Source organism: Pseudarthrobacter sp. BIM B-2242, from assembly GCF_014764445.1.
Lineage (GTDB): Bacteria > Actinomycetota > Actinomycetes > Actinomycetales > Micrococcaceae > Arthrobacter > Arthrobacter luteus_A.
On record NZ_CP061721.1, the window covers coordinates 2,291,808 to 2,317,661 of the forward strand.

The window sequence follows — 25,854 nt, forward strand, 5'->3', positions numbered from 1 at the left end:
CTTGTCATGATGGGTATATGAGGAATCCGGTGGTGGCGAAGGCGTATGCGGATATCACCGCTGCCGTTGCTGTGCTCACCGGAGTGGTCAACGGCGTGCTCACCGGTGAGGCGGGCGAATCCGGCCCTGGTGGACTTTCTCCGGGGGTCGATCCGTTGCAGGAATTGTCCGGGGATTGCCTGGATATCCTGACCGGGGCCGCGGAAGCGGACGCGCAAATTGCCGGATTGAAAGCCCATGCGGCCGCGACATTTGTTGCGGCCGCGGACGCGGCGGCCCTACCGGAGGCTTCGCCACAGGCCCGGGAGATGGCAGTCACTGCCGAGGTCGCGTGTGCCCTGACCATTGGCGGCCGGGCGGCCGGTTCGTTCCTGGCCGTGTCCCACGCCCTGACCACTGCTTTGCCGCTGACGTTGGCGGCCCTGCAGGCAGGCACGATTTCGTGGCAGCACGCGCGGGTCATGGCGGACGAAGCCGCCACCCTCGACCCCGCCGGCGCCGCGGCACTGGAGGCCCACTTCCTGGACCCTGACGCGCCGGGCGCGGCCAGCGGCTGTCCCGCCGGGGAAATGCCGGCGTCCCGGTTCCGGCACCGGGCCCGGACCTGGCGCGAACGCCACCACGCCGAAAGCCTCGAGAAACGCCACGCCAAAGGCCTCCTGGACCGGCGGGTGGAGTACTGCCCGGACCAGGACGGCATGGCCTGGCTCTCGGCCTACCTCCCCGCAGACCAGGCCGCGGCAATCTGGAACCGGACCACCGCGATCGCCCGCGGCCTGCAGGGCCCGGACGAGGACCGCACCCTCACCCAGCTCCGCGCCGACGCCTTCGCCACCGCCCTCCTCAGCCACGGAAACCAACTCAGCCACGGAAACCACGAAGGATTCGATCCGGGGCGCGTTCCGCCGCCGCGGGCCCAGGTCCTGGTGACGGTCCCGGTGTTTTCCCTGCTCGGCGTCACCGAGGAACCGGCGATGCTGGACGGCTACGGCCCGATCCCGGCGTCGATGGCCCGGGACCTCGTGGCGAACGGGGCCGGCTCGTTCTACCGGGTCCTGATCGATCCGCGGGACGGGGCGCCGCTGGAAATCGGCCGGACAAGTTACCGGCTCACCAAAGCCATGCGGAACTGGCTGCGGCTGCGGGACGGCAAGTGCTCCTTCCCGGGCTGTAACAACCAGTCCCTGGACAACGAAGCGGACCACCTCCTCGCCTGGGCCCAAGGCGGGACCACCGGCATCAGCAACCTCGGCCAGGCCTGCCCGGCCCACCACAAACTCCGACACACCACACCCTGGACCCCCACCCCGGCCACCCAAAACGAACCACCCGGCTGGATCTCACCCTCCGGCCGACGATACCGAAGCGAACACCAGGACTGGGAACCACCACACTGGCCCACCCAACTCAACCAGCCAGACCCACTCAAACAGCCGGACCTGCTGAAACAGCCGGCACGACCACGGGGCGGATCGCCGGACTTCGTCCACCTCGGGGTATCCCTCGGCGAAGACGGCCTCGAACGCCTACTCCACGCCCGCGCCTGAGACTGGCCAGAACAGGCTTGAGATGGACCGCCGGGCGGCACCGCAGCTACAGTTGCGCCTCCCGGCGATCCAGCACAATCTGCTGCACATCCAGGTAGCCGGACTGGAAGCCCGCCCGGGAGTAGCACAGGTAGAACAGCCACATCCGCTGGAACACGGCGTCGAATCCCAGTTCCCCTACTTCCTGCGAGCGCGCTACGAACCTCTCCTCCCAGAGACGCAGCGTCGCCGCGTAGTGATCGCCCATGCCCATCCGTTCGCGGACCCGGAGCGTGGTGTGCTGCTGGGTCACGCCTTCAATTGCCCGCACGGAGGGCAGGAACCCGCCCGGGAAGATGTACTTGTGTACCCAGGTGTAGGCGTTGCGCGTGGCCAGCATGCGGCCGTGCGGCATGGTGATCGCCTGGATGGCCACCTTCCCGCCCGGGGCCAGCACCCGGTCGATGGTCTGGAAATAAATGGGCCAGTATTCATAACCCACCGCTTCGATCATTTCCACTGAGACAACGGCGTCGAACTCGCCTTCCACCGCCCGGTAGTCCTGCAGCGCCACCGTCACCTGGTCCGCGTACCCGGCGGCCGCGATGCGTTCCTGTGCCAGTGCCCGCTGTTCGCTGGACAGCGTCACGCTGTAAACAGTGGCGCCGCGGGCAGCCGCACGCAGCGCCAGTTCGCCCCAGCCGGTCCCGATCTCAAGCAGCCGCGTGCCGGATCCGACGCCGGCCTGGTCCAGCAGCCTGTCGATCTTCGCCTGCTGCGCCTCTGCCAGGACCTCCCAGGGAACGGACTCCAGCGCGCCCTCATTCCGCGGGAACAGGGCGGAGGAGTAGCTCATGGTGGTGTCCAGGAAGTTCGAGAAGAGCTCGTTGGACAGATCGTAGTGCCGTGAGATGTTGCTGCGCGTGTTCTGCTCTTCGTTGCGTTCGTGCCGAGGCGTCCGGGGCAGGTACAGCGTCCGGAGGGTCTGCAGCGGCTTGGGAATGAGTGTGCCCACGGATCCCGCGAAGACCTCCAGCACCCCGGCCAGATCAGACGACTCCCAATCCCCCGCCATGAACGACTCGCCCAGCCCAATCAGGCCGTTGTCTCCGATCCGCCGTTCAAACGCTTCCGGCCTGAGCAGGGTCATGACCGGCGCCTCGGTGCCGCCGGTGCCCAGGACCGACCCGTCCGGGTAGGCAACACGCAATGGCAAGCGCCGGACGGCTGCCTTGAACAGCAAGCCTGCGGCTTTGCCTGCGATGACGGATTTAGTGCCCGACGGCGCGTGGGCAACTCCCGGCCAGATGTCCGGATCGATGGTGGCCGGCGACGCCGGTACCCCGGCGGCGCTGTTGCCTGCCAGCGGGTGCCGCGCGGACTTCCCGGCGGGAACCTGCGCAGCGGCCGTTCCGTTCTCGTCGGTCATTGTCATTGAACTGCCTCCTGTGAGGGGTGATGTGGCCTTTTGACGACGGGCAGACGCCTTGCCCAGAGTTTAACTCCCTGAAACCTGATCAGGGCGGATACCAGCAGCGGCGCGGCCGGAACAGCGACGGCGGCTGCCAGGACGTTCCTGGTGGTGGCCGGGCGCCGGTCACCGTCCATGGTTGCGACGAAGGGCCGGTGCCCTTCCCGCTCCAGGATGATTGAAACGTTGAGGCGGTCCTCCGGAGCCGGCACCTTCATCCGGTATTGACCGTCCACATCGTTGAAGGGTGAGACGTAAAAAGCTTTGGGAACGCTGGCCCTGCCGGACGCATCCGTCTCCAGGAGGTAGCAGTGGCGTTCGCCGTAGGTGTTGTGGACCTCGGCTACAACACACTGCAGTTCGCCGGACTCCCGGTAGCACCAGAAAAGCGTCAGCGGGTTGAATACATGGCCAAAGACCCTGGCGCTGGCCAGCATCCGGATGGGCCCGCCGTCGGGCTCTATTCCACGGCTCCGGAGGAACCGTTCCACGTTGCTGCGAAATGTGGCGGCGGGATCGCCGAGGTGGTCGGCGGCACGGAAGACCGCCAGCGGCCGCAGCAGCCAAGGAAGGTTAGGCAGCCGGTCCACGTCCACAAACCAGCTGTAGCTCCGGTAAGTGAACGCATTCTTTAGCGGAGTCTGCCGCACATGGGAGATCGATGTGCGGTAGATCGCGGCCGTTGGGCTCATGTTCCCTCCGCGGCTGTCATGAGATCCGGTGCGTAGGGTTCCGCCTCCGGAGCGGCCCAGCTGCGGCCCAGGCTGGCGGCGGCACGGACGCCGGACAACGCGCCGTCCTCGTGGAACCCCCACCCCAGATAAGCGCCTGCGTAGGCGATGCGGTAATCGCTCAAGGCTGCGATCTTCTGCTGCGCACGGAGGGATTCGGGTGTGTATTGCGGGTGCTCATAGACCATACGTTCCAGAACACGGTCCTCCCGGATCAGGTCGGACTCCCCCAGGCTGACCAGATACGGCTGGCCGTCGGCGGGCTGCAGACGCTGCAGCCTCGTGAGGTCATAACTGACCAGGACCTTGTCCGGCCGGGCATCGCAATCCGGAAGCCGGTAGTTCCAGGATGCCCGGGCGTTCTTTGCCACGGGCATCACGGCAGGGTCCCGGTGGAAGACCGTCTGGTTGACCGAGTAGGGCATGGCCCCGAGTGCTTCCTTTTCAGCCGGGGTGGCATCTGCCAGGAACCCGAGGGCCTGAGCGGGATGTGTGGCGATAACCACCGCCTCGAAATCCTCCACGCCGTCAGCGGTGTCCACTTCGACGCCGAGGGCGTGCCGCCGGATGGCTGTGACGGGGCTGTTCAGCCGGATGTCCGGCAGCGTGGCGGCCAGCTTCTCCACGTACCGCCCAGACCCGCCGGTGACGGTCCGCCACTGCGGCGAGCCCTTGACGCCCAGCATGCCGTGGTGGCCCAGGAAGGTGAAGAGATAACGCGCCGGGTAGGACAGTGCCGTGGTGGGGTCACAGGACCAGACCGCGCTGACCACCGGGGTCATGAAATGGGAGATGAAGTAGGGGCTGAACCGTTCCTTCGCCAGGAATTCGCCCAGGGTGAGCTCGGCACCGTTGGTGCCCAGGCCGCCGTCGGACGCTTCCCCCGCATCGATCAGGGCCCGCGCCCGGCGGTAAAAGCGCATAACCTCAGCCAGCATCAGCAGGTATCGGCCACGCAGCAGGCTTGACGGCCGGGCAATGATCCCTTTCCCGCCGTCGCGCGCACCCGCGAATTCCAGGCCGCAGCCATCGCAGCGGATGGACATGCTCATTTCAGAATCCTGAGTCTCCACGCCCAGCTCGGCGAACAGCCGCAGCAGGGTGGGATATGTCCGCTCGTTGTGGACGATGAAGCCCGTGTCGATGCCGAAAGTGGAACCGTCCGGCTGCGGGACGCTGTGCGTGTGGGCGTGGCCGCCCAGCCTGCCGTCGGCCTCGAAGAGCGTGACGTGGTCGTGCCGGTTCAGGACGTAGGCGGCCGTCAGGCCCGCCACACCACTGCCGATGACCGCAATGCGCCTTCTGGCGCCTCCACTCCATACTGGGGTCGGTGACAACCTTTGCTCCTCTGCTGAACATCTGCCATTGGATAGACACCGGCAATTCGGAACCGTGAGCGCGTTGGATGGGTGGGCCGGCAGGGATCTTTTTCATCCAACGGGCCTGCAGCAGTAGGGTGGGCGGGTGGTCAATCCCGTACACCTGAAGACCCTCCTTGAGGTTACCCGGCTGGGTTCGTTCGCTGCCGCCGCGGCACGCCTGGGTTACACCGCCTCGGCGGTCTCCCAGCAGATGTCCGCCCTCGAACGCGAGGCAGGCGTGATCCTCTTCCAGCGCTCGGCCCGCAGCGTGATTCCCACGGAGGCCGCGATGGTGATGACACGGCACGCGGCAAAGGTGCTGACCGACATCGAGGCCCTGATGGCAGCCGCCGCCAAAACCCACGACAGCACCAGCCAGGAACTCAGGCTCGGCATCTTTCCCAGCCTTGCCACATACGTCCTGCCGCGCATCCTGAAAAATCCGGCCTGGAAAGACCTGGGCATCGACCTCCGCGTCTCGGTAGCGGAACCATCCCAAACCATCCAGGGGCTGCGCACCGGCGGAGAACTCGATGTGGCGCTCGTCTTCCAGGTGGGCCAGTCCGGGCTGGCCTGGCCCCACACCATTAACCGGCAGTGGATCGGCGACGACAACTTCCGTGTGGTCCTTCCGGCGGGCTGGGGCTTCGGCGCGGAAGCAAAGGTGGCAGCGGACCACCTCTCCGAGCTGCCGTGGATCATGCACCACCCCGGAACCCCTGATGCCGTGGTGATCGAACGGCTCTTCGCCAGCTGCAACCTGCACCCCCGCGTGGTGGCCCACAGCGACGACTTCCATGCCAGCCTGGAAATGGCTGCGGCCGGACTGGGCGCCGCGCTCGTGCCGGAACTTGCGTTACTGAACCGGCCGGCGGGTGTGGTGGTGCTCGATGTTCCGGAGATCCGGCTGGCACGGAACGTCTTCGCGCTGCTGATTAATGAGAAGAAGACCGCCCGGGTGCAGCTGTTTGTGGACCTGCTCGCGGAAACGCTGGCGGGCCTGGGAGCTGTAGGCAAATAGCTCCGAACGCTGGAATGCACAGCGCTTCGGGTCTATGTTGAAGGTATGAACAGGGTAGCGAGCCAGCACTTTGGAGAAATCGAGCTCAACCACGGCAGGGACCACAACGTCGCTGCCAGACATGAGCTCGGGGGCCAAACGCTGGAACTCGACCTGAACATCAACGCGCATGACCATTTCGACGAAGCGGCCATGCACAAGGTGGATTACCGGCTCAGGTTCCTCCCCGAACTCGTGGACGAGGTCCGGCAGATGATCGCCGACGAACTGGAGCAGGAAGGCACCAGCCCCCAGGAGTACCTCCGCTTCCACTGCAGCGCCCTGAAGGACGAACACCTGCAGAAGGTGTTCGGCGTGGAGGACCGCAGCCAGCTCACCAACGACGTCTTCCTCAAGGCCCTCAAGCTCGGCCACGTGGGCATTTTCCCCGGCCAGCCTGAGCGCTACTTCGTCCTGGACTTCACCCTCGGCGCCCACTTCACCGACGAGGTGCTGGTTGCCTCCGCGGACGAAGACGGCGTCGTGGACGACGAAATCCTCTGGGAGTCCTAAGCCCAACCGACCCGCCCCATGAGCCATGGATAAGCGCAGACGTTGGCGGCTGGCGGCGGAGCTGCTGCTTGCCGGCGTGGTGGTATCCCTGCTGGCGGGCCTGCTGCATGCTGAAGCAGGCGATCCCAATGACCACACCGCCTCCTTCGCGGCGTACGCGGCGAGCGGGATCTGGACAGCGGTGCACCTTGGCCAGTTCCTTGGCATGGCGCTGCTGACCGCCGGGCTGTTTGTGCTGCTTCCCGCCCTCATCGTCCGGCCGGGGCTCCTCGCCGTGACCGCCCGCTTCGGGGCACTGGCGGCGGCCACGGCCCTGGCACTCTACGGAGCGCTCCAGGCTGTGGACGGCGTCGCCCTCAAGCAGGCCGCGGATGCTTGGGCAGCCGCCGCCGAGCCTGAGAAGTCCATGCGGTTCGCTACCGCGGAAGGCATCCGCTGGCTCGAGTGGGGACTGCGCAGCTACCAGAGCTTCCTGTTGGGTACCGCCCTGATACTTTTTGGCATCGTGGTGGCGGCGACTCGGCACGTATCCCGGCTCATCGGCTACCTGATGGGCCTGTCCGGGGTGGCGTACCTGGCCCAGGGCTGGATCATCGGGGCATCCGGTTTCGCCGCCGCCAACACCTGGCCCACCCTGTTCGGGATCGTGGTGACCGTCGTCTGGAGTGTGTGGCTGCTCGTCAGTGCGCTGCGAATGTCATCGAGTGCTCCGTAAGCGCCCTTTTGAGAGCTCAAAAGGGCGGTTATGGAGCAGTCGATGGGTTAAAGCGCGACGGCGGCCGGTCACCTGGGTGACCGGCCGCCGTCGTTGTGGTTCTTTGGGTTACTTCGCGGCTTGCAGCAGGCCGGCGCGGACGGTCTTGGTGGCCTTGACCAGGTTGCGCAGGGACTCTTCGGTCTCGGCGTAGCCGCGGGTCTTCAGGCCGCAGTCCGGGTTGACCCACAGCTGGCGGGACGGGACGTGCTTGACGGCGGTGGCCAGCAGTTCAGTGACTTCGGCCTCGCCCGGAACTCGGGGCGAGTGGATGTCGTAGACGCCCGGGCCGACGCCGCGGCCGAAGCCGTGGGACTCGAGGTCGTGGACAACCTCCATGCGTGAGCGTGCGGCTTCGATGGAGGTCACGTCGGCGTCGAGGCCGTCGATCGCGTCGATGATCACGCCGAACTCGGAGTAGCAGAGGTGGGTGTGGATCTGCGTGGCATCGGCAGCACCGGCGGTGGCCAGGCGGAAGGAGTCAACGGACCATTTCAGGTACGCGGCGTGATCGGCCTTGCGCAGCGGGAGGAGTTCGCGCAGGGCGGGCTCGTCCACCTGGATGACCTTGATGCCGGCTGCTTCGAGGTCGGCGATCTCGTCGCGCAGTGCCAGGCCGACCTGGTTGGCGGTCTCGCCCAGCGGCTGGTCGTCGCGGACGAAGGACCATGCCAGGATGGTGACCGGACCGGTGAGCATGCCCTTCATGGGCTTGTTGGTCAGCGACTGGGCATACTCGGCCCATGCCACCGTGATGGGGGCACTGCGGGTGACATCGCCCCACAGGATGGACGGACGCGTGCAGCGTGAGCCATAGGACTGGACCCAGCCATGGACCGTGACGTCGAAGCCTTCGAGGTTCTCGGCGAAGTACTGGACCATGTCGTTGCGCTCGGGCTCGCCGTGCACCAGCACGTCGTAGCCGAGCTCTTCCTGCAGCTCCACAACGCGCTTGATCTCGTCCTTCATGAGCTGCCCGTACTGCTCGTTGGTGAGGTCGCCCTTGTTGTTACGGGCACGGGCCGAACGGATTTCGGAGGTCTGCGGGAAGGAGCCGATGGTAGTGGTGGGCAGCGGCGGCAGGTGCAGGGCCTCTTCCTGGGCGGCCTCGCGGACTGCGTATTCGGAGCGGCTGAAGTCGGCGGCGGTCAGGGCCCCGGTGCGGGCGCGGACGTCGGTGCGGTACACACCGTTAGCGGCAGCACGGGCTGCGATGACGGCGGATGCCTCGTCGATGGCGGCCTTGGCCGAGGCGGGGTCTGCCAGGTAGGACGCGAGGGTCCTGACCTCAACAGCCTTCTGGTCAGCAAAGGCGAGCCAGCTGCGGAGCTCGTCGGAGAGCTGGCCCTCTTCGGTGACATCGTGCGGAACGTGCTGGGTGGACGTTGAGGTGCTCACTGCAAGCTTGCCGGCAGCAGCCTTTAGTTCATCCAGCTTGGCGGCGGAGACGGCGAGGTCGTTCCGCCAGATGTTGTGGCCGTCAACGACGCCGGCAACCAGGGTCTTGTCCCCCAGGGCAGCAAGTGCCGCTGCGGAGGGAACGGCCCCCTTGAAGGCGTCGATGTGGAGGGCATCGATATTGGTGGCGGCCAGCGTACCGAGCTGACCGTCCAGGGCGCCGTACGGGGTGGAGACAAGGATCTGCGGGCGCGCGGCGGTAGCGGTGAGCACCTCATAAGCGCGGGCAACGGCGGCTTCAATTTCGGCGGCCGGGGTGTCCTGGTCAACTACCAGGGCGGGCTCGTCAAGCTGGATCCAGCCGGCGCCTGCAGCGGCGAGCTTTTCGAGCAGCTGCACGTAGACCGGCAGGACGTCCTCAAGGCGGGACAGCGGGGCGAATCCTGCGGGGGCGTCGTCGGACGCCTTGGAGAGCAGCAGGTAGGTGACCGGGCCAACGATGTACGGGCGGGTCTCGATGCCGTTGGCCAGGGCGAATTCGAATTCCTCCACGATGCGGTTGGAGGCCAGGGTGAACGCGGTCTCGGGGCCGATCTCCGGCACGAGGTAGTGGTAGTTGGTGTCGAACCACTTGGTCATTTCCAGCGGCTGCTGTTCCTTGGTGCCGCGGGCCAGGGTGAAGTAGCCGTCGATGTCCAGCTGGCCCTCGGCGTTGAGGAGGTTACCGAAGCGGGCCGGGACTGCGCCGAGGTGGGCAGTGGCGTCCAGCACCTGGTCGTAGTAGGAGAATGTTCCCGGTACGGCAGCGGCCTCGGTGAGGCCGAGTTCCTGCAGGCGCTTGGCGATGGTCAGCTGGATGTCCTTGGCGGCGGCGTCCAGTGCCGCTGCGTCGATGGTGCCGGCCCAATAGGCTTCGACGGCTTTCTTCAGTTCGCGGCGGCGGCCGATGCGGGGGTAGCCCAGGAGGGAAGCGGCCGGGAACGGGGTGCGGGCGGTGTTGTTTTCAGGCATGGGAAATTCCTTGGAGGTTGAAGCTGGAAGTGGTGTGAAAGTGCAGGCGGTCAGCTGGCGAGCCGGGCGTGCCTTGTGGCGTTGGAGCGGACAGCGGCGCTGCGGCGGCCAACTGAACGGACGTGGCGCGGAAGTGCCAGTTTGTCCAGCACCTCCAGTGCGCTCACGTGTTCATTGAAGGTGTAGAGGTGGATGCCCGGCGCGCCGGAGTCCAGCGCCGCGTTGGCCAGGTCAACGGTGGCGCGGACGCCGATCCGGAGCCGCTCGGCCTCAGTGTCGGCCCCGGCCAGGCGGGCCAGGAGCTCCGGTGCCGGCTGGACGCCTGCCAGCTCGCCGAGGCGGGTGACGCGGCGCAGGCTGGTCAGCGGCATAACACCCGGGATGATGGGGATGGTGACACCCGCACGACGGGCCCTCGTGATGAGGTCCGCGTACTGCGCGGTGTCGAAATAGACCTGCGTGATGGCGAAGTCCGCGCCGGAGCGCTGCTTTGCGAGCAGCACCTCAACGTCATGCGCCTCGCTGGGTGACTCCGGATGCCTGGTGGGGTAGGCGGCCACTCCCACGGCGATCTTGCCCGCGCACAGCAGCGCTGAACGCCGCTGCTCAACCCGGCGGATGAGTTCGATCAAATCCTGGGCATACCGCAACGAACCGGCAACCGGCGGTTCGCCGTCCTGGGGACGGTCGCCGCGGAGCGCCAGGATGCCGCGCACCCCGGTGTCCAGCAGGTCCCCGATGATTTCGGCCAGCTCGTCCGGCGTGTTGCCCACACAGGTCAGGTGGGCGAGCGGCCGGAGCGTGGTTTCCAGCACGAGCCGGTGGATGAGTTCGACGGCGGTGTCCCGGTTCGAACCGCTGGCACCATACGTGACGGCGACATAGTCCGGCTCGGTGGCCTCGAGTTCCCGGATGGTGGTCCAGAGGGACTCTGCGGCCGCCGGAGAACGTGGCGGGAAGAGTTCATAGGAGAGCGCCACGGGGGCCGTCTCGGTCAGGTTTGGATGTGTTTCTATAAGGCTTGGCGGTGACATTTGCGTCCTTGGCTTTGTACCATTGACGGCTACCGGCCAGCAGATGTGGCGGTGGTGCCGCAATGAATTGAGTTTGGGGAACACGGAAGAACTCCACAAGGACGCAGCCGCGACTGTTACGCCTGGAATGAAGTTGTCCGTGAGCAAATGTCAGGCCCACATGGGGGCACCCACACCCTCCATAGCGGAGGATCGCTGACACGTTACCTCGGTAACTTGTATAGAACTCTAGGATCCCAAGGGACGCCGTTCAAGTCCACCACCGAATTAAGACGCGGGTTTACGCCTTATTGCGTCACACTGCAGAATTTTGTTCGTCACCAGGGCTTGTCAGGACCCGCACCGAAGTCATCGTCGCTCAGGTACTCGTCCCGTTCACGCCCCGAATTCCGTTCACTTTGGGCATCGCGGGTGCTCTTGTTGAGCTCCTCGAGCCGGCTCTGGTGTCCCGGCTCGGCAGGAGTGTCCTCCTGCCCGGGTGAAGATCCCGGGTCCGGCGCAGTGCCGGCGGCCGCTTCTGCAGACTTTTGGGTTAGCCGCTCCGCTGCCTGTTCCAGCTTTTCCCCTGTCTCGGCCTCGGCACGCTCCGCTCCCCCGCCTGCTCCCCCGCCTGCTTCGGCGGCTGCGTCGAAGCAGCCGGCCGGCGCAGCCTCCACCACCGCCAGGCCTTCGGTGAAGAGCCGGGCAGCCGCCGTCGGATCCCCTGCAGCGGCCCGGGCATCACCGAGGCGCTCTATGCTGAGCGCAAGATTGACCCTGATGACGCATTCGTCATCCTGGCCCGCCACCTCCAGCGCTTCCTCGAAACGCTGCCGGGCTCCGGCGAAGTCGCCGGCGAGGAACAGGCCGTCACCTTCCGCGAACGGCGCCTTGTGCGGTTCAGTAAAGTTGGCGATGCGCAGCCCCGCCACGGCCTCTGCCACTGCCCGCGGGTCGCCTGCTTCGAAGGCCCGTGCAGCGTTGCCGGCCAGCACACCCACGCTGAGCAGCTTGGCAGCCAGGCACAGTGTCAGCAGAACAGGCAGCAAAGACCACCAGAGCAGCCGACGGCGGCTCGCGAGCCTGTGCCCGGACGGCACCTGTGCGGGGTGCGTCATTTCCGTGCCTCCTCTGCGTGCCGGACTGCGGCTTTCTGTGCGTCGTCAGGCACCACAGACGCACGCGGGAGCCGCCGCCAGTGGAGCAGCAACAGGAACGCCTCGCGCAGGCCCAGCAGGAATGCCCCGAACGCGAGGATCCAGTAGAACTCGGTCCGGCCATCAGGTCCGGAACCTTCCGGAGCCCGCTGCAGCTCGCCCGGGTCCGCGGCCTGCATCATGGGCGCCACCGCGTCTCCGGCCGAACGGTGGACATAGGGGATGCCGAGCTGGTCCGCGATCCACTGGAGCCGGCCCTCGTCGATCACAGACAGTGCGTCCCTGCCGCTCCCGGTGGTGCGGTCCTGGATGTATCCGCCGTCAGTGCCGGAACGCTGACCCGTGTTCTCCTTCATCCGGCCACCTTCGGGCGTGCCGTAGCCCAGCACCGCTCCCCCGTTGACCAGTCCGCCGTCGGGCTTGATCGCCTCCGGTGCCGCTGCACTGGTTTGTTCCCCGTCGCCGAGGTAGTAGACCAGCCGGGGCCGTTCGGGGTGGCTGTCCCGGGCGGCGCGCAGCCGCTCTGTCAGCAGCTTCCCGGCGGCGGTAACGCTGCTTCCCTTCGAAAAGGCGGTCACCTGGGGCTGCAGTATTGCGACGGCCGTGTCCAGCGCCGTCGTGTCCGTGGTGAGGGGCATCCGGACCACGGCGCTGCTGTCGAACGTCAGCAGGGAGAACCGGGCTCCGGCGAGTTCACCGGCGACGGCCATGATGTCCCGGCGCACGCCGTCCAGCCGGGGCGAGCCGCTTCCGTAGTCTTCGGCCACGATGCTGCTGCTGGTGTCCACCACAAAAAAGACATTGACGTCGGCGGTGGCGGCCTGGCTGCTCCCGCCGGGAACACCGGGGCGGAGGGCCGCAGCAAGGAGCAGCAGTACCATGGCGCTCCGGAACAGCCACTCCCGCCGCTGCCGGCTGCCGGCCGGTCCGCGGGACGCCACGGCCAGCCGCCAGCCAAGGAAAACCGCCGACGCGGTGACGAGGATGGCCATCAGCCACCAGGGAAGGATCGGCTGCAGGGTCATGGCCTCAGCCGCCAGGATGCGCCGGCCAGCACCAGGCCGGAGAGCAGTGCCACTGTCAGCGGCACATCAGGAACGTCCGTGACAACGGCGCGGGGGGCGCCCTGCAGTGCGGCGGCTTCCGTGTCCTGCACGCGCCGCACAATGTCCGCCACGGCATCGGGAGTGTCCAGCGCGTAGTAGGCACCGCCGCTGGCATCGGCTGCCGCACGCAGCGTGGCCCCGGGCTGGTCAGGGTCAGGGCCGTAATCGAAGTCCCCGGGATTCAGCGCGTACACACGCACGCCGGCCTCCTGTGCCAGGACACCCGCCTGTTCAAGGGTGAAAATCGGGTCGCCGGAGAGGAAGTTGTCTGTCGCGAGGACAACGGACCGCGAGCGCTGCTGGCTGTCGGCACCACCCGACCCGGCGCCGGGGAAGCCGTTGACGCAGGAGGCCAGACCGTCGCCGATCAGCGACGATCCCCGGCCGCTCCACGTGCCGTCCAGGAACCCCGCACTGCCGGGGTCGCCGTCGAAGGCATCCTTGGCAAGCGTGAGTTGTTCCTGCACGTACTCGTAGTCGTCGGTGAGCGGGAAGACCTGGACGGCGCTGCTGTCGAAGATGGTCAGGCCTACGCGTTCGCCGTCAAACTCCTTCGCCAGGACGCCGAAGACCTCCACCACGGCAGCGTCGGCGCTGCTCATGGAGCCGGAGGTGTCCAGGCACAGCATGATGTCCCGGTTCCGCTGCCCGGGGCTGATGGTGGTCAGTTCCGCCGGCCGGGCAGCGGCGGCCACGGCGGACACCAGCAAGGTGGCTGCTGCGAGCGCGGCCACGGCGAGCCAGCGCCGGTGGCGCCGCAGGGCGGCCTGGTATTCGGGCAGGGCGGTGAGGCGGTCCGCGTTGGCTACCAGCCGTCGTCGTTCGTTTGCCTGCGGGTCAGGACGGTACGCACGCCAGAGTGCTGCACCAGCAAGAACGGCGGCCGGCGGGATCAGCCACCAGAACATCAGTTCCATTGCCACACCGCCTGGCGCGCCGTCTCGGCCGATTGCTCAACCTGCGGCAGCGGCTCCAGCCCGAACTCACCCGGGTAGATCCTGCGGACGGCTTCAGCAACCGCCGGCAGAGGGTGGGCGTGCAGCTCAGCCAGCGTCATGCGTGGAGCATCAACACCCGTGACGTCACGGGCGAACCTGCGCACCAGCAGGCTCAGCTCAAGGTGCGACTCCCGGGCAGTCAGGAGCCCGGCGGCGGCATCGGCCGTCACGGCGTCGATCCTGTGCACGTAGGCCGCCTTCAGGTCGTTAAGGTCCGACGGCGGGGTGAACCGGGCCAGCGGCGGGGGTGACCTGCGCGGCCGCGTGCTGAGGAGCACAAAGCCGTACCAGGCCAGGATCACGGCGAGAAGGGCCAGGCCCGCCCACAGCCAGCCCGTGCTGTACGGGAGCGGTCCGATGATGCCGGGGTCAGCCTGCACGCCGGTGCCTTTCCAGGAGGGCGAACAGTTCAGTCATGACCGTGCTGCTTCCGGTCACGTGGCCTTGGGTGATGCCGGTCCGGCGGAACATGGCCTGCCTGCCGGCGTCCCGCTCCTCCGCGGCCCTGGCGTAGGCCGCGGTGACAGCTGCGGAAGCAGCCAGGTGCCCCAACAGCGCGGAGGAGTCGGCCACGTTCAAGGCGTCCTGCGGGATGCTGCCGTCCCCGGCCAGGTCAGCGTCCCGGACGGTGAGCCACAGGATCTCATGCTGGGCGCGGAGCCGGCGCAGCAGCTGCTCAGTGCCCGGGCTGGCGGCCAGCTCGTCGGCCACCACAAACAGCAGGAACCTGCCCTTGACCGTGCGGGCCACGTGGTCGAGATGGTCATCAATCCTGCTGGGGCCGGAGTCCGGGCCGGCAGCCGAGTCGACGTCCCGCAGGAGCCGTTCCAGGTGCGCTTCGCCGGCCTTGGCCGGAACCGTGCGCGTGCCGTTGGCGTCACCGTGGACCAGGCCCACCACATCGCCGTGCCGGTGGGCCAGGTACCCCACCACACCGAGGGCCATCACGGCGATGTCCTTTTTGGTTTCCCCGTCGCGGGCTTCAGCCGCCATGTTCCGCCCGGTGTCGGCGATCAGCAGGACTGTCTGGCGGCGAACTGCAACATACCTCTTGATGAGCGGGGAGCCATGGCGGGCGGAGGCCTTCCAATCAATATCCCGTACGTCGTCGCCGGGAACGTAGGCGCGGAGATCGTCAAAGTCCAGGCTGCGGCCACGGAAGACGGAACCGTATTCACCGTCGAGCATGCCGCGGGCTTTCCGGTGGGCGAAGATAGCCATCTTCGACTTCACACGCTGGAGGAGACTGGTCACCGCCGGGCTCAGGGGGTCTGGACGGACGCCACAATGGCGTCAATGATGGCCTCCACCGGCACCTGCTCGGCGACGGCGTCGAACCCCAGGATAAGGCGGTGCCGCAGGACGCGGTGGGCGAGGGACTTAACGTCCTCCGGGATGACGTGGTCCCGGCCGTTGAGCAGCGCAACGGCCCGGGCGGCCTGGCTGAAGGCGATGCTGGCGCGCGGGCTGGCGCCGAATTCTATAAAGCCGGCCAGACGGGGTTCGATGTACTGCCCGGCATTGCGGGTGACAAACACCAGGCCCACGATGTAGTTGATGATGGCCGGGTCGATGTAGATCCGCCGGACCAGGTCCTGCACTCCCACCACGGCATCGAGGGAGGCCGCGGCTGCTGGTTTCTGCTCCACCGTGAAGACGCCGGCGTCAATCCGACGGAGGATCTCCGTTTCCTCTGCCGGCGACGGATAGTCCAGCACATCCTTGAGCATAAACCGGTCCATCTGCGCCTCCGGCAACTGGTACGTGCCCTCCTGCTCGATCGGATTCTGGGTGGCGAGCACAAGGAACGGTGCGGGCAGTTTGTATTCCTGGCCCCCAATGGAGGTCTGCCGTTCCTGCATGGCTTCGAGCATGGCGCTTTGGGTCTTGGCGCTGGAGCGGTTGATTTCATCAAGGAGGACGATGTTGGCATGCACGGGGCCCAGCTGCGTGATGAAGGTGCCCTTGGCGGCGTCGTAGATCTGCGTGCCCACGATGTCGCTCGGCAGCAGGTCCGGGGTGCACTGGATCCGGCGGAACTCGGCGCTCACGGCCTCGGCCACGGTCTGGGCGGCGGTGGTTTTCGCCAGGCCCGGAACACTCTCCAAGAGGATGTGCCCGCCGGTCAGGAGACCCACCAGCAGGGATTCACGCAGCCGTGCCTGCCCCACCACCTTGGCGTCGAAGCTGCGCGAAATATTCGCCACAACCTGCTGTGCACGGGCCAGTTCCGCCGGTTCGATGCGTGCGGGCGCACTGGTCTGAAGCACTGGATTTCCCCCTGATGGTGGTGCCTGATGACGATGGACTGATGGTGTTGCCTGCCGGCTGCACTCCGCCCGCCATCCTATCCAAGCCACCTGCGGATATACCCGCAATGGGGACCCCTCCCCATGGCGGGTCCGCGGGTCTATCCTGTTGCAATGAAGGAGCTTCCAGCCAGTTACCAACAGTTTCTCGCCGACAAAAGCGAGATCTTCGTCCTCGCCGTCAAGCCTGTGCTGCAGCAGTCCGCTGCTGACCAGCTTCACGGAGTGCGGGTGACGTACAACATCGGTTCCACCGGCCATCAGGCCCACCTCGATGACAGCATCCCCTACGGGGTTATCGTTGAGGACATCGACTGACTTCCTTGCCCGGCCGGGTCAGCCTTTGACTGCTCCCGACAAGGCGAAGGAACTGCCGGCGCCCCTGGCCACAATCACGTAGAGGGCCAGCACCGGTACTGAGTACAGGATGGAAAATGCGGCCAGCTGGCCATATGCCACGGCGCCGTGCTGTCCGAAGAAGCTGAAGATCGATACCGCTGCCGGCTGCCTTGCCTCGGACAGGAGCAGGACGAACGGGACAAAGAAGTTCCCCCAGGCCTGGATGAACACAAAGATGAACACCACGCCCAGCCCTTGGCGCATCAAGGGCAGCACGATGGTCCGCAGCGCCGTCAATCCGGACGCGCCGTCCACCCAGGCCGCCTCTTCCAAGGACACCGGCACCGCGTCCATGAAGTTCTTCGTCATCCAGATGGCCATGGGCAGCGTGGTGGTGGCCATAAAGAAGATGGTTGCCGCCATGGAATCCAGGAGGTCCAGCTGCACAAACAGCCCGTAGACCGGGACCATAATGGCGGTGATCGGCAGGCAGGTCCCGAACAGGATGGTGTACATAAACGGCCTGTTGAACCGCGACTGGTACCGGGAGAGCGGGTAGGCAGCCAGGACAGCTGCTATCAGGTTGACGGCCGCGGTCCCGGCAGAGAGCAGCATGCTGTTCCACAGCGGCTGGAACAGCAGGCCAGGGGTCATAATCGCAGCGAAATTATCCAGCGAAACCCGGGCGGGAAGCCGTGCCTCGTGACCGGCCGAGACGTCAAGGGATGCAAGGACCAGCCACAGCAGCGGCAACACAAAGCAGGCGCCGATCAGGATCAGGGCTGCATCCGCCGGCACCCGGGCACGATGCTGCGCGCGCGAAACAGCACCCGCTCCCGCCCGCCGCCGGGCCCCCGGTGACGCCCGCGCCGCCGTCGTCATCCTTTTGACCCGCGGAGCAGCCGCACGTAAGCCGCGCCGAAGACCAGGCCGATAAGGATCAGCACGGATGCAACCGCCGTTCCGTACCCGATATCGCCGAACTTGAAGGCTTCCTGGTACGCCAGCACAGGCAGCGTGGTGCTGGCGTTGGCGGGTCCCCCCGCCGTCATGACCCAGATCAGGGTGAACACCGCCAGCGTCTGCAGCGTGATGAGCATCAGGTTCGTAGCGATGCTGCTGCGGATCATGGGGATGGTCACGTAGGCCAGTCGCTGCCAGCCACTGGCGCCGTCCATCAGGGCGGCCTCCGTGACCTCACCGGGAACATCGTCCAGCGCCGCGCGGTACACCAGCATGGAGAACGCGGTGCCGCGCCAGATATTGGCCAGCATGATGGCCACCATCGGGAACGAATACAGCCAGTCAGGCTGGCCGAATCCCAGGCCACCCAGGATCTGGTTCAGGGTGCCGTCGCGGCTGAAGTAGGCGTAGGCGGCGAAGGCTGCCACGATCTCCGGCAGCACCCAGGCCGCTACCACCGCGGTTCCGACAACTGCGGCCACCGGCCGGCGTGCCCGCTTCATCAGCAGCGCGAGGGCAAGTCCCAGCAGGTTTTGCCCCAGGATGGCCGAGCCGCCGACGAAGACGACGGTCAGCACGAGGGACAGCGGGAGAACGGGGTCGGTGATGAGGCGCTGGTAGTTCTCGAGCCCCACCCAGCCCGGACTGCGGGCGTTGCGGCCGGTCAGCGCAGCGTTGGTGAATGACGCGTGGAACGCCCACAGCACGGGCCCGGCCAGGAACACCAGCAGAAGCAGCACGGCCGGCAGGACCGGCAGCAGCCGTGCCTGCCGCCGGAGATGGGGATGAAGCCGGTTTACTGTCCGCAGCCGCTGGGGAGTGGTTGTGGCCACAGGCTACTTCGCGGCGGTTTTGGCGTCACCTACGATGCCTTTCACCGCCGTGTCATAGTCCGCTGCCGCCTGCTCAGGGGATTTCGCCCCGGTGATCACAGCTTCGGTAGCTTCCTGGACCGCTGCCGAGATCCGCGGATAATCTGCCGTGGCCGGGCGGTAGTGGGTGACCGCCACGAGTTCGGACACGTCTTTCACAAAGGGGTTGGCCGCCTGGTAGCCGGAATCCGCGGCGACGTCCTTCCGGACGGCAATCTGGGAACTGGCAATGTTGAACGCCAGTGAGTTCTTCCGGTTCAGGGCTGTGGCCAGGAAGCCGAAGGCCAGGTCCGGTTCCTTGGTTCCGGCCCCGACCGCCAGTGTCCAGCCGCCGGACATGCTGACACCGCCGGGCGCCTGGCCGTTCTGCGTGGGGAACGCTGCCACCCCCATGTCCTCTGCATACCCCGGCCATTCATAGCTGCCGCCCTTCTGCCAGAAGGAGGGCGTGTACGAGCCTTCCACGGTGGCGGCCATCTTGCCCTGCGGGAGCCATTCCCCGAAGACCTTCTTCCACACATTCGCGTCGAGGGCCTCGGCCGGGGAGACGGCCAGCTGTTCGTCGTAGAGGGTTTTGAGGAAGGCCAGCGAGTCCGTGAACCCCTGGGAACCCACTACCCACTTCTTGGCGTCAGCGTCGTACAGTTCAGATCCGGTTCCATAGAGCAGTTCGTAGAAGCTCTGCATCACCGTGCCTTCTCCGGTGGCCTTTCCGGCGTACATGTTGAAGGGCACCACGCTGGGATCGCTGGCCTTGATTTTCCGCGCGGTATCCAGGATCTCCTGCCAGCTTCGTGGCTCCCACGGGACACTGACGCCCGCAGCGGTGAGGACTTTTTTGTTGTACCAGATGGCCCGGGTGTCCGTGCCCAGCGGGACAGCGTACGTGCCGCCGTCGTCCGCCAGCCCTGCCGCCTTGGCTCCCTCATCGAAGGTGTCCCAGTCCGTCCACCCTTCAAGGTGGCTGTCCAGTTTCAGGAGATAGCCGGCATCAACGTCGGACCGGACCTTGAAGGTGTCCTCGTAGAAGACGTCCGGAGCGGTGGACGGCGACCGGAGGGCCAGGGCAAGCTTGGTGCCGTAGTCGTCGTCGTTTGCCTGGATGGGTTCCAAGGCAACTGTGACCCCTTGGTTGGCGGCTTCAAACTCCTGTTTGGCGGCCTGGAAAAGATTGTCCAGCGCGCTGAAGGAATCGGTCTTTTGGTAAACCACCTTCAGTGTTTTTGCCTCGTCCTGCGGGGCGGCCGGTGAACAGGCTGTCAGCATCAACGCTGTTGCAGCGATGAGGGCGGTGATTTCAAAGACCCGACGACGCATGGTGCTCCATTCAAATCAATGGCTGCCGTCCCCTTTGACTGCGGGCCCCCAGCCGCGGTGATATCCACATGCTAGATGGGGCTCCCGCCACAGGCAAGAAGCCCCCGTTCAGACCTCCAGGAGAAGCCTTTGCGCCCGGGGCGCGAGGGTATGTTCCAGGACCAGGCAGGCAGCACCAATGGCGCCCACGTCCTCACCGACGCCTGTGCCGACAACCTCGATGGTATGGATCTGGCGGGCGGCGCTGCTGGCGTCCACCAGGGCCGGGATCTTCTCCAGGTAGCGGTCCGCGATCCGGCTCCAGAAGGGGCCCCCGAACACCACCCGCTCCACATCGAGCGTGTTGGTGACCACGGAAACTGCCCGGGCAACGAGCACGGCAGACTTGTCGATGATGGCCAGGGCCCTGGCGTCTCCGGCATCAGCGAGGTCGCACAACTGCGCGAAGCTCTGCTGCACCTCAGCTCCGCTGGTGTGCTTTCCCGGGCCGTCAAGAATGCCTGCCTCGATGGCTTCGGCCACCAGAACCTGCGGGATGGCCGATGACTTCACGCAGCCCCGCAGGCCGCAGTCACAGGCCGGGCCGTCAGGGTCCACGATGATATGGCCGATCTCGCCGGCGTTCCCCGACGTTCCGCGCACAACTTCGTCGTTGAGCACAATGCCGCAGCCGATGCCGGTGCCCATGTACATAAACACAAAGCTGCCCGCGCCGCTGGGGCCGCCGGCCCACGTTTCGGCGACGGCGGCGCTGGTGACGTCCTTGTCCACGAGGACGGAGTAGCCGGTGGCCTTGCCCAGGGCGTCCCGGAGTTCCACGCGGTCCCAGCCGGGCAGCAGCGGCGGGTCCACCACGGTGCCGTGATCGAGGTCGATCGGCCCGGGAGCCGCGAGGCCCAGTCCGGCGATCCTGCTGGTGTCCACGCCGGACCCGGCGACCAGCTGCTCAATCTCGGTGGCCATGGTTGCGATCACGGCGGCAGGATCGTTCCCGCCGGGTGTTTTGATCCGGGAGTGCTGGACCACGGAGCCCACCAGGTCCAGGACCACGAAGGTTGTCACGGCAGGGTCCAGGTGCACCCCGACCGCATACATGCCCGCCGGGTTGAGCCGGAGCATGGTGCGCGGCTTGCCGGGACCGCTGCCTTCCTTGCCGGCTTCGACAATCAGGTGCTGGTCCAGCAAACGGCGCGAGATATTGGAAATGGTCTGCGGCGAAAGCCCGACGATCTGGGCGAGCTCAACACGGCTGAGGCCACCGGCTGACCGGCGAATGGCATCGAGAATCACTGTGAGGTTAAAGTCCCCCATGCGCGGCAGGTTGGTACCGCGCCGTGGCGCCGAGGGCTGGCGAGTTTCTGGCACGGTCTCCCCTATGGTTAGCGGCCTCGTAGTGATGATGTCTGAATGGTACGTTACCGCCTGACGCACGCCCAGAGCCGGAGGCAGGCCACGAAGCGGGCCCGTGGCTAGGGGCGCCTGGCGCTGACTGCCACGGTGAATTTCGGGTTGCTGCCCTTGACGGTGGTGGGGCCCACCAGCCGCTCCAGCGCCGGGAGGTACTGAAGGTGGCGGTTGAAGACCGTCCACAGTTCGCCGCCGGGCGCCAGTACCCTGGCAGCTGCCTCGAAGAGCTTGATCCCGGCGCCGGCATGCACGCTTGCCCCCAGGTGGAACGGCGGGTTCAGCAGGACCAGGTCGGCACTGGCATCGGGCAGGGTGCTCATGGCGTCATCCTGGAGCGTGGTGATCCTCTCCGCCAGGCCGTTGGCACGTGCGGTGCCCAGCGCCGAGGCGACGGCGGCGGCTGACCGGTCCGTGGCCGTGACGCGTGCTCCGGGGTTCTGGCGGGCATACATGGCAGCCAGGATCCCGGAACCGCAGCCCAGGTCGATGGCATGCCGTGCGGCGGGCATCTCCGGGAGGAACGTCAGCAGGAACCTGGTGCCGATGTCCAGCTTCGCGCCGGCGAACACGGCGCCGTGCGCTTCAACATCCAGGTCCAGTTCGGCGATGTGTTCAAGAGTGGAATGCCCGACGGCGGGGTGCCCGGGGTTGCCCTCCCGGACCGCTCCGGCGGCGACGAGGAGCCTGGACTTCTGCCGCGCCAACTGCGGCCGGACATCCTGGAAGTGGCGCTCCAGCACCGCATTCATCCCCAGCGACATGTGCTTGATGCGTCCGCCTGCAAGGAGCACAACATCCGGGGCGGCGTGCCGGGCCACGGCAGCGGCGATTTCTTCGAGCTCCGCCAGGGTCCGGGGAAGCTGCAGCAGCACGGTCTGTGCACCGGCGAGCAGCTCCGCCCCCAGCGGCAACTGCTCAAAGCCTGCCAGCCCCAGGGCACCGGCATTGTTCTGCAGGGCCCGTTCTCCCGTGATGAGGTCCTCATGCACACGGACCCGCCGGACTCCGAGCGTGCCCAGCGCGCCGAGGGTCAGGGCGCCGTAACGGTCGCCGATCACCGCCAGGCTGCTGTCCGGACCCACGCGGCCGGCTGCGGCTTCAAGCAGGAGCCTGTCCGTTGCGTCCCAGGCCTGAAGGTTGGGCGCTTCGACGTCCGGGTACCGCCTGAGCATGCCGAAGATGTCCTCAAGGCTTTTCTCTGCCACGTGGTTCCTGCCGTCGTTGTTCTGGTTGATGTGTGTTTGTGGTGCGCTGCTTGGGGGGGCGTTCAGGGCTGCAGCGCGGGGAGCTTGAGGATGGCGGCCACGGCCGCCCGGCCCGCCCGGTTGGCGCCGATGGTGGACGACGACGGGCCGTAGCCCACCAGGTGCACGCGCGGTTCGGCTGCCACCTGGGTGCCGTCCATGGCGATTCCGCCGCCGGGACCGCGGAGGTGCAACGGCGCGAGGTGTTCCAGCTCGGCCCGGAACCCCGTGGCCCACAGGATGATGTCCGCCCGGAGCAGGCTGCCATCGGTGAGCCGGACGCCGTCGGGCTCGATGGCTGTGAACATGGGCCGACGCTCAAGCGCCCCGCGCTTTTCTGCCGCGCGCAGGGCGGGAGTCCGGATGAGCCCGGTCACCGCCACAACACTCTGCGGCGGCAGTCCCTGCCGCACGCGTTCTTCCACGAGGGCAACGGCGTTGTGCCCGGCCTGGGCGTCGAACGTCGCGTCCCGCCAGTCCGGTTCGCGCCGTGTGAACCAGCTCGTGGTTGTGACCTGCGAGATCTCGTCCAGCAGCCCGACAGCGGAAATACCGCCGCCGACAACGATGACGTGCAGCCCGCGGAACTCCTCAGCTGAGACGTAGTCGGCCACGTGCAGCTGACGGCCCAGGAAAGTGGAGCGGCCCGGGTAGATGGGCCAGAACGGCCGTGTCCAGGTGCCGGTGGCGTTGATGACGGCCTTCGCGGACCACCCGCCGCGGCCGGAACTGACGCGCAGGTTTCCGGCCGGATCCGTATCTTCCCTGGCAACGGAGCTGACTTTGACCGGTCGGAAGACCTCGATCCCGACTTCGCGCTCGTAGCCGCCGAAGTACCTGCTCAGGAATTCGGAGCTGGGTTCGGCGGGGTCCACGTCGGGCTTCGCGATTCCGGGAAGGTCGCTGATGCCGTTGACCGTTGCCATCACCAGGCTTTTCCAGCGATGCCGCCACGCACCGCCCGGGCCCTGCTCTGCGTCGAGGACCGTGTACTCAAGTCCCCGGCGCTGCAGATGGTAGGCGGCCGACAGGCCCGCCTGCCCCGCGCCGATGACCACAACATCGGTGCTTGCGTCTTCCATGGTTTGCCTGCCGGTTCCGCTAGACCTTCTTCACCACGGAGGATTTGAGCTGCATGGGCCCCACGCCGTCCACTTTGCAGTCAATGTCATGATCGCCCACGCCGTCCATCAGCCTGATGCCACGCACCTTGGTCCCCACCTTGATGACGCTGGAGCTGCCCTTGATTTTCAGGTCCTTGATCACCGTGACAGTGTCGCCGTCAGCGAGCACGTTGCCCACGGCATCCTTGATCACCCGCGGTCCGGCCTCTTCGGCTTCCGCGGCTGATTCGGCTGACCACTCGTGGCCGCACTCGGGGCACACCAGGAGTGCACCCATCTCATACGCGTAGGTACTGGCACATTCGGGGCACGGCGGCAGGGACTCATTCACTCCCCCATGATAATCGGGGCGGTGCACTGACAGGTGCGCTCCGCCGTCGTACTGTTGGGCCATACCGGTAGAAAGGCGCAGACCATGGCAAGAGACAACGGAGCAGCATCGCTGCTGGCCAAAGCGTTGGGAATCGTCCTGGGGACGTCCGGGATCCCGCTCCGGCTCCGCGCGTGGGACGGTTCCGAGGCAGGTCCGCCCAACGCACCCATCCTTGAGTTCAGGTCGCGCCGGGCGCTGCGCCGGATCCTTTGGTCGCCCGGGCAGCTGGGGCTGAGCCGGGCGTACGTGGCCGGGGACATCGATGCGCCGGGTGACATCTTTGAGGCCTTCACGGCGCTGAGCTCGGCAGGCAAGTTTTCCGAACCCGGCCCATTCCGGCCCCTGACCCCGCGCGAACTGGGCACGTTGGTCAGTGCGGCCGTCCGGCTGGGAGCCTTGGGCCCTAACCCTGCGCCGCCGCCGGAAGAGGCAAGAGTCGCCCGAAAGGGCCGGCTTCATACGCGGCGGCGGGACGCTGCGGCGATCTCGCACCATTACGACGTCGGCAACGACTTTTATGCCCTCGTGCTGGGCGGGTCGATGGTCTACTCGTGCGCCGTATGGGACGAAGGTTCGTCCGTTGACAACATCGGGCTTGCGGCCGGACTGGACGGAGCCCAGAGGGCCAAGCTGGACCTGGTCTGCCGGAAGCTTGGCCTCAAACCCGGGATGAGGGTCCTGGACGTGGGCTGCGGCTGGGGCAGCTTTGCCCTGCATGCCGCACAGCAGTACGGCGTCACAGTGGTGGGCGTAACCCTGTCCGCGGAGCAGGCAGTGCATGCCCGAAAGCGGGCGGCGGATGCCGGGCTGACGGAGAACATCGATATCCGCGTCCAGGATTACCGGGACATCGCCGACGGACCCTTCGATGCGATCAGCTCCATCGGCATGTCCGAACACGTCGGCCGGGAACAGACGCCCCGCTACGTGGAGACGCTGCATGGGCTGCTCCGTCCGGGTGGCCGGCTGCTCAACCACGCCATCTCCTGGAACGCAGGACGCACCAAGCCTGACCCGGACTCGTTTATTCCGCGCTACGTGTTCCCGGACGGCGAGATGCTCAGCCTCGGCGAGATGGTCACCGCACTGGAATCCGGCGGATTCGAGGTGCTGGACGTCGAGGCGCTGCGCCGGCACTACGCCCTGACCCTTCGCGCGTGGGTGCGCCGGCTGGAGACGAACTGGGACGAAGCCGTCAGGCTGACCAGCCTGGGGCGGGCGAGGGTCTGGCGGCTGTACATGGCATCGAGCGCCCTGGGCTTTGAAACCGGCCTTACGGGCGTGAACCAGATCCTGGTGCAGCGTGCCGGCGGGGGCCAGCCGCCGCTGCGCCGAACGGACTGGATCTAGGACGCTGGTGACGGGCAGCCGGATTTGCGGCTGCAGCCACGGTAGCCGGCTAGCCAAAAGAGCCGGCAAACCAAAAGAGCCACCCCGCGGGGTGGCTCTTTTGGGTGGACACTGTGTCCGGTTTGGTGGAGCTGAGGGGACTCGAACCCCTGACCCCCTGCATGCCATGCAGGTGCGCTACCAGCTGCGCCACAGCCCCAAACCGTTGTTCCGTTGGCCACTCGGGCCGCTCGAAGCAACCTGATCAGCTTAATAGAAATCCGCGCCCGGCGCCAATCGGGAGCCCGGTCCCGGTAATTCCGGGCTGGTTCGCACACCAGGACCTTCAGTTCACGGTGCGGCGAACTCCCCCGCCCAGGTCTTATCCCCCGCGGACGCCAACCGAAAAGACCTTGTGCGGGGGAAATGATTCACCGCTCAGGCGGGAATCCCGGGGCAAACAAAAAAGTCCGCCGGA

The 25,854-nt window shown here is 66.6% G+C and carries 24 protein-coding genes and 1 tRNA gene; 6 read left to right on the forward strand and 19 right to left on the reverse strand.

Going from position 1 to position 25,854, the window contains the following annotated elements; translation table 11 throughout:
• Positions 1–17 precede the first annotated feature (17 nt).
• Positions 18–1,547: an HNH endonuclease signature motif containing protein gene (locus tag IDT60_RS10490; RefSeq protein ID WP_191079049.1), complete on the forward strand. Its 1,530-nt coding sequence runs from the start codon at positions 18–20 to the stop codon at positions 1,545–1,547.
• Positions 1,548–1,593: 46 nt separating this feature from the next.
• Here IDT60_RS10490 and IDT60_RS10495 read toward each other — a convergent pair whose 3' ends face one another.
• The 3 genes from IDT60_RS10495 to IDT60_RS10505 are packed head-to-tail and all read right to left on the reverse strand — an operon-like array spanning position 1,594 to position 5,065.
• Complete coding sequence (locus IDT60_RS10495) at positions 1,594–2,961, reverse strand: class I SAM-dependent methyltransferase (protein ID WP_191079050.1); 1,368 nt, start codon at positions 2,959–2,961, stop codon at positions 1,594–1,596.
• Complete coding sequence (locus IDT60_RS10500) at positions 2,958–3,689, reverse strand: DUF1365 domain-containing protein (RefSeq protein ID WP_191079051.1); 732 nt, start codon at positions 3,687–3,689, stop codon at positions 2,958–2,960. Before IDT60_RS10500 ends, IDT60_RS10495 begins: the two co-directional genes overlap by 4 nt.
• Positions 3,686–5,065, reverse strand: coding sequence for an NAD(P)/FAD-dependent oxidoreductase (locus tag IDT60_RS10505; RefSeq protein WP_191079052.1), 1,380 nt, complete (start codon positions 5,063–5,065; stop codon positions 3,686–3,688). The genes IDT60_RS10500 and IDT60_RS10505 overlap by 4 nt, the downstream gene beginning before the upstream one ends.
• A gap of 127 nt (positions 5,066–5,192) precedes the next feature.
• Between IDT60_RS10505 and IDT60_RS10510 the strand changes: the two genes are divergently transcribed.
• The 3 genes from IDT60_RS10510 to IDT60_RS10520 are packed head-to-tail and all read left to right on the forward strand — an operon-like array spanning position 5,193 to position 7,377.
• A complete protein-coding gene (locus IDT60_RS10510) occupies positions 5,193–6,110 on the forward strand; it encodes a LysR family transcriptional regulator (protein WP_164199411.1) in 918 nt (305 codons plus the stop codon).
• A 45-nt stretch (positions 6,111–6,155) separates the two neighbouring features.
• Positions 6,156–6,662, forward strand: a complete 507-nt coding sequence (locus tag IDT60_RS10515) for a DUF2004 domain-containing protein (RefSeq protein WP_164199409.1) — start codon at positions 6,156–6,158, stop codon at positions 6,660–6,662.
• Positions 6,663–6,687: 25 nt separating this feature from the next.
• Positions 6,688–7,377: a hypothetical protein gene (locus tag IDT60_RS10520; RefSeq protein WP_191079053.1), complete on the forward strand. Its 690-nt coding sequence runs from the start codon at positions 6,688–6,690 to the stop codon at positions 7,375–7,377.
• 108 nt (positions 7,378–7,485) lie between these two features.
• Here the strand turns inward: IDT60_RS10520 and metE are convergent, their stop codons facing one another.
• From metE to IDT60_RS10560, 8 genes are all read right to left on the reverse strand, one after another.
• Entirely contained in the window at positions 7,486–9,825 is a 2,340-nt protein-coding gene (metE, locus tag IDT60_RS10525; protein ID WP_191079054.1) for a 5-methyltetrahydropteroyltriglutamate--homocysteine S-methyltransferase, read from the reverse strand.
• A gap of 50 nt (positions 9,826–9,875) precedes the next feature.
• Complete coding sequence (locus tag IDT60_RS10530) at positions 9,876–10,859, reverse strand: methylenetetrahydrofolate reductase (protein WP_164199403.1); 984 nt, start codon at positions 10,857–10,859, stop codon at positions 9,876–9,878.
• A 317-nt stretch (positions 10,860–11,176) separates the two neighbouring features.
• A complete protein-coding gene (locus IDT60_RS10535; RefSeq protein WP_191079055.1) occupies positions 11,177–11,956 on the reverse strand; it encodes a hypothetical protein in 780 nt (259 codons plus the stop codon).
• A complete protein-coding gene (locus IDT60_RS10540; RefSeq protein WP_191079056.1) occupies positions 11,953–13,020 on the reverse strand; it encodes a VWA domain-containing protein in 1,068 nt (355 codons plus the stop codon). The genes IDT60_RS10535 and IDT60_RS10540 overlap by 4 nt, the downstream gene beginning before the upstream one ends.
• Positions 13,017–14,018 (reverse strand): VWA domain-containing protein, encoded by a 1,002-nt coding sequence (locus IDT60_RS10545; RefSeq protein WP_191079057.1) that lies wholly within the window; start codon positions 14,016–14,018, stop codon positions 13,017–13,019. Before IDT60_RS10545 ends, IDT60_RS10540 begins: the two co-directional genes overlap by 4 nt.
• Positions 14,009–14,479, reverse strand: a complete 471-nt coding sequence (locus tag IDT60_RS10550) for a hypothetical protein (RefSeq protein ID WP_191079058.1) — start codon at positions 14,477–14,479, stop codon at positions 14,009–14,011. The genes IDT60_RS10545 and IDT60_RS10550 overlap by 10 nt, the downstream gene beginning before the upstream one ends.
• Positions 14,469–15,353 carry a DUF58 domain-containing protein gene (locus IDT60_RS10555; RefSeq protein WP_191079059.1) on the reverse strand — a complete coding sequence of 295 codons (885 nt, stop codon included), beginning with the start codon at positions 15,351–15,353 and terminating at the stop codon, positions 14,469–14,471. Before IDT60_RS10555 ends, IDT60_RS10550 begins: the two co-directional genes overlap by 11 nt.
• An 8-nt stretch (positions 15,354–15,361) precedes the next feature.
• Entirely contained in the window at positions 15,362–16,369 is a 1,008-nt protein-coding gene (locus IDT60_RS10560; protein ID WP_191079060.1) for a MoxR family ATPase, read from the reverse strand.
• 153 nt (positions 16,370–16,522) lie between these two features.
• On the opposite strand from IDT60_RS10560, the gene IDT60_RS10565 reads away from it, so the two are divergent.
• A complete protein-coding gene (locus tag IDT60_RS10565) occupies positions 16,523–16,726 on the forward strand; it encodes a hypothetical protein (protein ID WP_223883683.1) in 204 nt (67 codons plus the stop codon).
• A gap of 18 nt (positions 16,727–16,744) precedes the next feature.
• On the opposite strand, the gene IDT60_RS10570 is transcribed toward IDT60_RS10565, so the two are convergent.
• The 7 genes from IDT60_RS10570 to IDT60_RS10600 form a co-directional block, all read right to left on the reverse strand.
• Positions 16,745–17,629, reverse strand: a complete 885-nt coding sequence (locus tag IDT60_RS10570) for a carbohydrate ABC transporter permease (protein WP_191079062.1) — start codon at positions 17,627–17,629, stop codon at positions 16,745–16,747.
• Positions 17,626–18,543 carry a carbohydrate ABC transporter permease gene (locus tag IDT60_RS10575; protein WP_370590682.1) on the reverse strand — a complete coding sequence of 306 codons (918 nt, stop codon included), beginning with the start codon at positions 18,541–18,543 and terminating at the stop codon, positions 17,626–17,628. Before IDT60_RS10575 ends, IDT60_RS10570 begins: the two co-directional genes overlap by 4 nt.
• Before the next feature lie 3 nt (positions 18,544–18,546).
• On the reverse strand, positions 18,547–19,899 hold the full coding sequence (locus tag IDT60_RS10580) for an extracellular solute-binding protein (RefSeq protein ID WP_191079063.1): 1,353 nt from the start codon (positions 19,897–19,899) through the stop codon (positions 18,547–18,549).
• A 108-nt stretch (positions 19,900–20,007) separates the two neighbouring features.
• Positions 20,008–21,210: an ROK family transcriptional regulator gene (locus IDT60_RS10585; protein WP_164199385.1), complete on the reverse strand. Its 1,203-nt coding sequence runs from the start codon at positions 21,208–21,210 to the stop codon at positions 20,008–20,010.
• 158 nt (positions 21,211–21,368) lie between these two features.
• Positions 21,369–22,478, reverse strand: a complete 1,110-nt coding sequence (locus tag IDT60_RS10590) for a class I SAM-dependent methyltransferase (RefSeq protein ID WP_191081908.1) — start codon at positions 22,476–22,478, stop codon at positions 21,369–21,371.
• A gap of 95 nt (positions 22,479–22,573) precedes the next feature.
• A complete protein-coding gene (locus IDT60_RS10595) occupies positions 22,574–23,632 on the reverse strand; it encodes an FAD-dependent oxidoreductase (protein WP_191079064.1) in 1,059 nt (352 codons plus the stop codon).
• 19 nt (positions 23,633–23,651) lie between these two features.
• Positions 23,652–24,005: a zinc ribbon domain-containing protein YjdM gene (locus IDT60_RS10600; protein WP_223883685.1), complete on the reverse strand. Its 354-nt coding sequence runs from the start codon at positions 24,003–24,005 to the stop codon at positions 23,652–23,654.
• A gap of 84 nt (positions 24,006–24,089) precedes the next feature.
• Here IDT60_RS10600 and IDT60_RS10605 point away from each other — a divergent pair, with 84 nt between their 5' ends.
• The gene (locus IDT60_RS10605; protein WP_191079066.1) at positions 24,090–25,397 is read left to right on the forward strand and encodes a cyclopropane-fatty-acyl-phospholipid synthase family protein; all 1,308 of its coding nucleotides are present in this window, start codon (positions 24,090–24,092) and stop codon (positions 25,395–25,397) included.
• Between the two features lie 123 nt (positions 25,398–25,520).
• Here the strand turns inward: IDT60_RS10605 and IDT60_RS10610 are convergent.
• Positions 25,521–25,596, reverse strand: a tRNA-Ala gene (locus tag IDT60_RS10610).
• Between the last annotated feature and the right edge of the window lie 258 nt (positions 25,597–25,854).

Coding starts and splice junctions, on each gene's coding strand:
- IDT60_RS10515 (WP_164199409.1), top strand. CDS start 6,156: ATGAACAGGGTAGCGAGCCAGCACTTTGGAGAAATCGAGCTCAACCAC.
- metE (WP_191079054.1), bottom strand. CDS start 9,825: ATGCCTGAAAACAACACCGCCCGCACCCCGTTCCCGGCCGCTTCCCTC.
- IDT60_RS10535 (WP_191079055.1), bottom strand. CDS start 11,956: ATGACGCACCCCGCACAGGTGCCGTCCGGGCACAGGCTCGCGAGCCGC.
- IDT60_RS10545 (WP_191079057.1), bottom strand. CDS start 14,018: ATGGAACTGATGTTCTGGTGGCTGATCCCGCCGGCCGCCGTTCTTGCT.
- IDT60_RS10520 (WP_191079053.1), top strand. CDS start 6,688: ATGGATAAGCGCAGACGTTGGCGGCTGGCGGCGGAGCTGCTGCTTGCC.
- IDT60_RS10495 (WP_191079050.1), bottom strand. CDS start 2,961: ATGACAATGACCGACGAGAACGGAACGGCCGCTGCGCAGGTTCCCGCC.
- IDT60_RS10595 (WP_191079064.1), bottom strand. CDS start 23,632: ATGGAAGACGCAAGCACCGATGTTGTGGTCATCGGCGCGGGGCAGGCG.
- IDT60_RS10585 (WP_164199385.1), bottom strand. CDS start 21,210: ATGGGGGACTTTAACCTCACAGTGATTCTCGATGCCATTCGCCGGTCA.
- IDT60_RS10530 (WP_164199403.1), bottom strand. CDS start 10,859: ATGTCACCGCCAAGCCTTATAGAAACACATCCAAACCTGACCGAGACG.
- IDT60_RS10490 (WP_191079049.1), top strand. CDS start 18: ATGAGGAATCCGGTGGTGGCGAAGGCGTATGCGGATATCACCGCTGCC.
- IDT60_RS10565 (WP_223883683.1), top strand. CDS start 16,523: ATGAAGGAGCTTCCAGCCAGTTACCAACAGTTTCTCGCCGACAAAAGC.
- IDT60_RS10605 (WP_191079066.1), top strand. CDS start 24,090: ATGGCAAGAGACAACGGAGCAGCATCGCTGCTGGCCAAAGCGTTGGGA.
- IDT60_RS10580 (WP_191079063.1), bottom strand. CDS start 19,899: ATGCGTCGTCGGGTCTTTGAAATCACCGCCCTCATCGCTGCAACAGCG.
- IDT60_RS10540 (WP_191079056.1), bottom strand. CDS start 13,020: ATGACCCTGCAGCCGATCCTTCCCTGGTGGCTGATGGCCATCCTCGTC.
- IDT60_RS10590 (WP_191081908.1), bottom strand. CDS start 22,478: ATGCTCAGGCGGTACCCGGACGTCGAAGCGCCCAACCTTCAGGCCTGG.
- IDT60_RS10570 (WP_191079062.1), bottom strand. CDS start 17,629: ATGACGACGGCGGCGCGGGCGTCACCGGGGGCCCGGCGGCGGGCGGGA.
- IDT60_RS10500 (WP_191079051.1), bottom strand. CDS start 3,689: ATGAGCCCAACGGCCGCGATCTACCGCACATCGATCTCCCATGTGCGG.